Genomic DNA, 8,836 nt, shown 5'->3' with positions numbered 1-8,836 from the left:
CCACGGTCGCCCAGATGACCGCGATGCGCAAGCAGGCTCGCGAAACCGGCGTTTTCTTGAAAGTTGTCAAGAACACCCTGGCTTCGCGTGCCGTTGAAGGCACCGAGTTCGCAGTCGCACAGGACAAGCTGGTTGGTCCGCTGCTGTATGCGTTCTCGCTCGAGGAGCCCGGCGCTGCCGGTCGCCTGATCAAGGAAGCTGCCAAGACCAACGACAAGCTCAAGGCCAAGGTCGTTTCGATTGGTGGTGAAGTGTTCCCGGCCAGCCACGTTGACGTGCTGGCATCGCTGCCGACCCGCGATCAGGCCCTGGCCATGCTGGCCCGCGTCCTGACCGAGCCGGTCACGATGTTCGCCCGCGCCATCAAGGCCATCGGTGACAAGCAGAATGGCGGTGAAACCGCTGACGCTGCTGAACCGGTCGCCGAGACCGCCTGAGTCGACGTTTCCGTGGTTCCGAACGGAACCTCAACCCAGAAAATTATCCAAAGGTAATCAAAATGTCCCTTACCAACGAACAGATCGTCGACGCCATCGCCGAGAAGTCCCTGATGGAAGTGATGGAGCTGGTCAAGGCCATCGAAGAGAAGTTCGGCGTCTCCGCCGCTGCTCCGGTCGCCGTGGCTGCTGCCGCTGGCCCGGCTGCTGCCGTCGAAGAGCAGACCGAGTTCGACGTCATCCTGAAGTCGGCCGGCGACAAGAAGGTCGAAGTCATCAAGGCTGTCCGCGCCATCACCGGCCTGGGCCTGAAGGAAGCGAAGGACCTGGCTGAAGCCGGCGGCATGATCAAGGAAGGCGCTTCGAAAGACGACGCTGCCAAGTTCAAGAAGGACCTGGAAGCTGCTGGCGCGACTGTCGAAGTCAAGTAAGCACTTCCTTGCCTCGCCATCGAATCACGGCGATGCAGCCAAGGCTGGGGGCGTAAGCCCCCGGCCTTTGGTCGTTTCATGCAGTACCTGATGTAACTAGCCCAACACGGGCTGCGGTCATGCCCCGCCACAGCAGCGCCCCGGCGCGCGGGCAGGGTAGTGGATGCAGACGAGTTGGCAGTTGGAAGTAGCGGGAGAAGGCGTGCTGGTGCCGGCAATACCAGCGACTTCCAACTGACAATTTCAGTTTCCCTTCGGGTCGTGGACGCACGATCCGCACAGCCAAGGTGATACCTCATGACGTCTTATTCGTTCACCGAAAAGAAGCGTATCCGCAAGGATTTCGGCAAGCAGCGCTCGATCCTCGAAGTGCCGTTCCTGCTCGCCATCCAGGTGGATTCCTACCGTGAATTCCTGCAGGAAAACGTCGATCCGGCCAAGCGCACGGACCACGGTCTGCACGCGGCCCTGAAGTCGGTGTTCCCGATTTCCAGCTACAGCGGCAACGCTGCCCTGGAGTACGTCGGCTACAAGCTCGGCGATCCCGTGTTCGACGAGCGCGAGTGCCGCCAGCGTGGCATGAGCTACGGCGCGCCGCTGCGCGTGACCGTGCGCCTGGTGATCTACGACCGTGAGTCGTCCACCAAGGCCATCAAGTACGTGAAGGAGCAGGAGGTCTATCTCGGCGAGATCCCGCTGATGACCGAGAACGGCACCTTCATCGTCAACGGTACCGAGCGCGTCATCGTGTCGCAGCTGCACCGTTCGCCGGGCGTGTTCTTCGACCACGACCGTGGCAAGACCCACAGCTCGGGCAAGCTGCTGTACAGCGCCCGCATCATTCCCTACCGCGGCTCCTGGCTGGACTTCGAGTTCGACCCGAAGGACGCGCTGTTCACCCGTATCGACCGTCGCCGCAAGCTGCCGGTGTCGATCCTGCTGCGTGCGCTGGGCTACAGCAACGAAGAAATGCTGGCCGAGTTCTTCGAGATCAACACGTTCCACATCAACCCCGATGAAGGCGTGCAGCTCGAACTGGTCTCCGAGCGCCTGCGCGGCGAGACCCTGAACTTCGACCTGGCCGATGGCGACAAGGTCATCGTGGAAGCCGGCAAGCGCATCACCGCGCGTCACGTCAAGCAGCTGGAAGCCTCGGGCATTGCCGCCCTGGCCGTGCCGGACGACTACATCGTCGGCCGCATCCTGTCGCACGATGTGGTCGACGCCAACACCGGTGAGCTGCTGGCCCAGGCCAACGACGAAATCACCGACGAGCAGCTGCAGGCCTTCCGCAAGGCCGGCGTGGATGCCGTGGGCACCCTGTGGGTGAACGATCTTGATCGTGGTCCGTACCTGTCCAACACCCTGCGCATCGATCCGACCAAGACCCAGCTGGAAGCCCTGGTCGAAATCTACCGCATGATGCGTCCGGGCGAGCCGCCGACCAAGGACGCCGCGCAGAACCTGTTCCACAACCTGTTCTTCACCTTCGAGCGCTACGACCTGTCCACGGTCGGCCGCATGAAGTTCAACCGCCGTGTCGGCCGCAAGGAAGTCACCGGCGAAGCCGTGCTGTACGACCGCAAGTATTTCGGCGAGCGCAACGACGAAGAGTCCAAGCGCCTGGTCGCCGAGCATGGCGAGAGCTCCGACATCCTGGACGTGATCAAGGTGCTGACCGAGATCCGCAACGGTCGTGGCGTGGTCGATGACATCGATCACCTGGGCAACCGTCGCGTCCGATCGGTCGGCGAAATGGCCGAGAACGTGTTCCGCGTGGGCCTGGTCCGCGTCGAGCGCGCGGTCAAGGAGCGCCTGTCGATGGCCGAGTCCGAAGGCCTGACCCCGCAGGAGCTGATCAACGCCAAGCCGGTCGCCGCTGCCATCAAGGAGTTCTTCGGCTCCTCGCAGCTGTCCCAGTTCATGGATCAGAACAACCCGCTGTCGGAAGTGACGCACAAGCGCCGCGTGTCCGCACTGGGCCCGGGCGGTCTGACCCGCGAACGCGCCGGCTTCGAAGTGCGCGACGTGCACCCGACCCATTACGGCCGCGTCTGCACCATCGAAACCCCGGAAGGCCCGAACATCGGCCTGATCAACTCGCTGGCCGTGTACGCCCGCACCAACCAGTACGGCTTCCTCGAGACCCCGTACCGCAAGGTGTCCGACGGCAAGGTCTCCGACGAGATCGAGTTCCTGTCGGCGATCGAAGAGAACGAATACGTCATCGCACAGGCCAACGCCCTGACCGACGCCAAGAGCATGCTCACCGAGCAGTTCGTGCCGTGCCGTTATCAGGGTGAGTCGCTGCTGAAGCCGCCGGCGGAAGTCCACTTCATGGACGTCTCGCCGATGCAGACCGTGTCGATCGCTGCCGCGCTGGTTCCGTTCCTGGAGCACGATGACGCCAACCGTGCACTGATGGGCGCCAACATGCAGCGCCAGGCCGTGCCGACTCTGCGTGCGCAGAAGCCGCTGGTGGGTACCGGTATCGAACGCGCCGTGGCCCGCGACTCGGGTGTGACCGTGAACGCCCGTCGTGGCGGCGAGATCGTGCAGATCGACGCCGGCCGCATCGTGGTCAAGGTCAACGAGTCGGAGATCACCGACGCGACCGACGCCGGCGTGGACATCTACAACCTCATCAAGTACACCCGCTCCAACCAGAACACCTGCATCAACCAGCGTCCGCTGGTCGAAGTGGGCAACGTGGTGGCGCGCGGCGACGTGCTGGCCGACGGTCCGTCCACCGACATCGGCGAACTGGCCCTGGGCCAGAACATGCTGATCGCCTTCATGCCGTGGAACGGCTACAACTTCGAAGACTCCATCCTGCTCTCCGAGCGCGTGGTGGAAGAGGATCGTTACACCACGATCCACATCGAAGAGCTGACCTGCGTTGCGCGTGACACCAAGCTGGGGCCGGAGGAAATCTCCGCCGACATCCCGAACGTCTCCGAGCAGGCGCTGAACCGCCTCGACGAGTCGGGCGTGGTGTACATCGGTGCGGAAGTCCGCGCCGGCGACATCATGGTCGGCAAGGTCACGCCGAAGGGCGAAAGCCAGCTGACCCCGGAAGAGAAGCTGCTGCGCGCGATCTTCGGCGAGAAGGCCTCCGACGTTAAGGACAGCTCGCTGCGCGTGCCGCCGGGCATGGACGGCACCGTCATCGACGTGCAGGTCTTCACCCGCGACGGCATCGAGAAGGACAAGCGTGCGCGCCAGATCGAGGAAAACGAGATCAAGCGCGTCAAGAAGGACTTCGACGACCAGTTCCGCATCCTGGAAGGCGCCATCTACGCCCGTCTGCGTTCGCAGATCGTGGGCAAGGTGGTCAACGGCGGCGCCGGCCTGAAGAAGGGCGACAGCGTCACCGACGCCTACCTGGACGGCCTGAAGAAGGCTGACTGGTTCGCGCTGCGCATGAAGGACGAGGACGCCTCCGAAGCCATCGAGCGCGCGCAGAAGCAGATCCAGGCGCACGAGAAGGAGTTCGAGCGTCGCTTCGCCGACAAGCGCGGCAAGATCACCGCGGGCGACGACCTGGCTCCGGGCGTGCTGAAGATGGTCAAGGTGTTCCTGGCCGTGAAGCGCCGCATCCAGCCGGGCGACAAGATGGCAGGCCGCCACGGCAACAAGGGTGTGGTTTCCAACGTGGTGCCGGTCGAAGACATGCCGTACATGGCTTCGGGCGAAACCGTGGACATCGTGCTGAACCCGCTGGGCGTGCCGTCCCGTATGAACATCGGGCAGATCCTGGAAGTGCATCTGGGCTGGGCCGCCAAGGGCCTGGGCCGCAAGATCCAGGGCATGCTCGAGGCGCAGGCCGCGATCACCCAGCTGCGCAGCTTCCTGGACGACATCTACAACCACGACAAGACCCAGGTGGCCAACCACGTGGACCTGTCGCAGTTCAGCGATGAGGAACTGCTGCGTCTGGCCAACAACCTGACCGATGGCGTGCCGATGGCCACCCCGGTGTTCGACGGTGCGACCGAGGCCGAGATCAAGCGCATGCTCGAACTCGCCGACCTGCCGCTGAGCGGCCAGACCCAGCTGTATGACGGCCGCACCGGTGAAGCGTTCGATCGCCACACCACCGTGGGCTACATGCACTACCTGAAGCTGAACCACCTGGTCGACGACAAGATGCACGCCCGTTCGACCGGCCCGTACTCGCTCGTTACCCAGCAGCCGCTGGGCGGCAAGGCGCAGTTCGGCGGCCAGCGCTTCGGTGAAATGGAAGTCTGGGCGCTGGAAGCCTATGGCGCGGCCTACACCCTGCAGGAAATGCTGACGGTGAAGTCCGATGACGTGCAGGGTCGTAACCAGATGTACAAGAACATCGTCGACGGTGAGCACGAGATGGTCGCGGGCATGCCGGAATCCTTCAACGTGCTCGTGAAGGAAATCCGCTCGCTGGCCATCAACATGGAACTGGACGGCAACTGATCGTGCAGGCGCGGCTGCCCCGGCAGCCGCGCCGCCGGATGTGACCTGACAGCCCCATCGACACGAGATTTCCTCCTTTCGGAGAAACACCATGAAAGACTTGCTGAACCTCTTCAACCAGCAGCGCCAGACGCTGGACTTCGACGCGATCAAGATCGCGCTGGCCTCGCCGGATCTGATCCGTTCGTGGTCCTTCGGCGAAGTGAAGAAGCCGGAAACCATCAACTACCGTACCTTCAAGCCGGAGCGTGACGGCCTGTTCTGCGCCGCCATCTTCGGGCCGGTCAAGGACTACGAGTGCCTGTGCGGCAAGTACAAGCGCATGAAGCACCGCGGCGTGGTCTGCGAAAAGTGCGGCACCGAAGTCACCCTGGCCAAGGTGCGCCGCGAGCGCATGGGCCACATCGACCTGGCGTCCCCGGTCGCGCACATCTGGTTCCTCAAGTCGCTGCCGTCGCGCATCGGCCTGATGCTGGACATGACCCTGCGTGACATCGAGCGCGTGCTGTACTTCGAAGCCTATGTGGTGACCGAGCCGGGCCTGACCGCCCTGGAGCGTCGCCAGCTGCTGACCGAAGAGCAGTACCTGCAGGCACGCCAGGAGCATGGTGACGACTTCGACGCCGCAATGGGCGCCGAGGCCGTGTACGAGCTGCTGCGCACCATCGACCTGCAGTCGGAAATGACCCGCCTGCGCGAAGAAATCGCCAGCACCGGTTCGGAAACCAAGCTGAAGCGACTGACCAAGCGCATCAAGCTGGTCGAGGCCTTCCTCGAGTCGGGCAACCGCCCCGAGTGGATGGTCATGACCGTGCTGCCGGTGCTGCCGCCGGACCTGCGTCCGCTGGTGCCGCTGGACGGCGGTCGCTTCGCGACCTCCGACCTGAACGATCTGTACCGCCGCGTCATCAACCGCAACAACCGCCTGCGCCGCCTGCTCGAGCTGAACGCGCCGGACATCATCGTGCGCAATGAAAAGCGCATGCTGCAGGAATCGGTCGATGCGCTGCTGGACAACGGCCGTCGTGGCCGTGCCATCACCGGCACCAACAAGCGCCCGCTGAAGTCGCTGGCCGACATGATCAAGGGCAAGCAGGGTCGCTTCCGTCAGAACCTGCTGGGCAAGCGCGTGGACTACTCGGGCCGTTCGGTCATCGTGGTCGGTCCGTACCTGCGCCTGCACCAGTGCGGCCTGCCGAAGAAGATGGCGCTGGAACTGTTCAAGCCGTTCGTGTTCGCCAAGCTGCAGCGTCGTGGCCTGGCCACCACCATCAAGGCCGCCAAGAAGCTGGTCGAGCGCGAAGAAGCCGAAGTCTGGGACATCCTGGAAGAGGTCATCCGCGAGCACCCGGTGATGCTGAACCGTGCGCCGACCCTGCACCGTCTGGGCATCCAGGCGTTCGAGCCGGTGCTGATCGAGGGCAAGGCCATCCAGCTGCACCCGCTGGTCTGCACCGCGTTCAACGCCGACTTCGACGGTGACCAGATGGCCGTCCACGTGCCGCTCTCGCTGGAAGCCCAGCTGGAAGCGCGTGCGCTGATGATGTCGACCAACAACATCCTGTCGCCGGCCAACGGCGAGCCGATCATCGTGCCGTCGCAGGACGTGGTGCTGGGTCTGTACTACATGACCCGCGCCCTGGAAAACAAGAAGGGCGAGGGCATGGCCTTCGCCAACATCGCCGAAGTCAAGCGCGCCTATGACAACCGCGTGGTGGAACTGCACGCCAAGGTCAAGGTCCGCATCACCGAGGTGGTGACCGACGAGAACGGCGACAAGCAGAACAAGACCTCGATCGTGGACACCACGATCGGTCGTGCCCTGCTGGCCGAAATCCTGCCGGAAGGCCTGCCGTTCGCCCTGGCCAACGTCGAGCTGACCAAGAAGAACATCAGCCGCCTGATCAACTCCAGCTACCGTCAGCTGGGCTTGAAGGACACGGTCGTGTTCGCCGACAAGCTGATGTACACCGGCTTCGCCTACGCAACCCGTGCCGGCGTGTCGATCGGTATCGACGACATGCTGATCCCGGACGAAAAGCGCGGCATCCTCACCGAGGCCGAGGCTGAAGTGCTGGAAATCCAGGAGCAGTACCAGTCGGGCCTGGTCACCGCCGGCGAGCGCTACAACAAGGTGGTCGACATCTGGTCGCGCACCAACGAACGCATCGCCAAGGCGATGATGGACACCATCGGTACCGAGAAGGTGGTCAACGCCAAGGGCGAGACCATCGACCAGAAGTCGATGAACTCGCTGTACATCATGGCCGACTCCGGTGCCCGTGGTTCGCAGGCGCAGATCCGTCAGCTGGCCGGTATGCGTGGCCTGATGGCCCGTCCGGATGGCTCGATCATCGAAACGCCCATCAAGGCGAACTTCCGTGAAGGCCTGAACGTGCAGGAGTACTTCAACTCCACCCACGGTGCCCGTAAGGGTCTGGCCGATACCGCGCTGAAGACGGCGAACTCGGGTTACCTGACCCGTCGTCTGGTCGACGTCGCGCAGGACGTGGTCATCACCGAGGTGGATTGCGGTACCACCGAAGGCCTGACCATGACCCCGATCGTGGAAGGCGGCGACGTCGTGGAGCCGTTGAAGGAGCGCGTGCTGGGTCGCGTCGTGGCCGAGGACGTGTTCCTGCCGGGCAACGATGAAGATCCGATCGTGACCCGCAACACCCTGCTGGACGAACAGTGGGTGGCCAAGCTGGAAGACGCCGGCGTGCAGAGCATCAAGGTGCGCTCGACGATTTCGTGCGCCTCGGCGTTCGGCGTCTGCGGCCGCTGCTACGGCCGCGATCTGGCCCGTGGCCACATCGTCAACATCGGTGAAGCGGTGGGCGTCATCGCCGCACAGTCGATCGGTGAGCCGGGTACCCAGCTGACCATGCGTACGTTCCACATCGGTGGTGCGGCATCGCGTGCGGCTGCGGTGGACAACATCACCGTGAAGACCACCGGTTCGGTGAAGTTCAACAACCTGAAGTCCGTCGAGCATGCCAATGGCTCGCTGGTGGCGGTGTCGCGTTCGGGCGAAATCTCGGTGCTGGATGCGCACGGCCGTGAGCGCGAGCGTTACAAGCTGCCCTACGGCTCGATGATCGCGTCCAAGGACGGTGATGCAGTGAAGGCTGGCCAGACCGTGGCCAACTGGGATCCGCATAACCACCCGATCGTGTCCGAAGTGGCCGGCTTCATCCGCTTCATCGACTTCATCGACGGCGTCACCGTCATCGAGAAGACCGACGAACTGACCGGCCTGGCCTCGCGTGAAATCACCGACCCGAAGCGTCGCGGTTCGCAGGCCAAGGACCTGCGTCCGATCGTGCGTATCGTGGATGCCAAGGGCAATGACCTGACCATCCCGAACACCGATCTGCCGGCCCAGTACCTGTTGCCGCCGCGCTCCATCGTCAACCTGCAGGACGGCGCTGCCGTCGGCGTGGGCGACGTGGTCGCCAAGATCCCGCAGGAAGCGTCCAAGACCCGCGACATCACCGGTGGTCTGCCGCGCGT

General features: G+C 63.7%; 4 protein-coding genes. All 4 read left to right on the top strand.

Annotated elements, in window-relative coordinates; genetic code table 11:
- On the top strand, nucleotides 1-437 hold a 437-nt coding region (gene rplJ, locus ACPEH1_RS20090), incomplete at its 5' end, for a 50S ribosomal protein L10 (RefSeq protein ID WP_423716282.1).
- 62 nt (nucleotides 438-499) lie between these two features.
- Nucleotides 500-868, top strand: a complete 369-nt coding sequence (gene rplL, locus ACPEH1_RS20085) for a 50S ribosomal protein L7/L12 (protein ID WP_017356005.1) — start codon at nucleotides 500-502, stop codon at nucleotides 866-868.
- Nucleotides 869-1,165: 297 nt separating this feature from the next.
- Nucleotides 1,166-5,320 carry a DNA-directed RNA polymerase subunit beta gene (rpoB, locus tag ACPEH1_RS20080; RefSeq protein ID WP_017356006.1) on the top strand — a complete coding sequence of 1,385 codons (4,155 nt, stop codon included), beginning with the start codon at nucleotides 1,166-1,168 and terminating at the stop codon, nucleotides 5,318-5,320.
- Between the two features lie 91 nt (nucleotides 5,321-5,411).
- The coding region (gene rpoC / locus ACPEH1_RS20075) for a DNA-directed RNA polymerase subunit beta' (RefSeq protein ID WP_423716281.1) at nucleotides 5,412-8,836 on the top strand (3,425 nt) is incomplete at its 3' end.

The organism is Stenotrophomonas sp. NPDC077421 (assembly GCF_049545505.1).
GTDB lineage: Bacteria > Pseudomonadota > Gammaproteobacteria > Xanthomonadales > Xanthomonadaceae > Stenotrophomonas > Stenotrophomonas nematodicola.
This window is presented reverse-complemented; position numbering and strand designations above follow the sequence as displayed.

Excerpts from the sequence above, each read along its gene's own strand:
- rpoB (WP_017356006.1), top strand. The coding sequence starts at position 1,166 with ATGACGTCTTATTCGTTCACCGAAAAGAAGCGTATCCGCAAGGATTTC.
- rplL (WP_017356005.1), top strand. The coding sequence starts at position 500 with ATGTCCCTTACCAACGAACAGATCGTCGACGCCATCGCCGAGAAGTCC.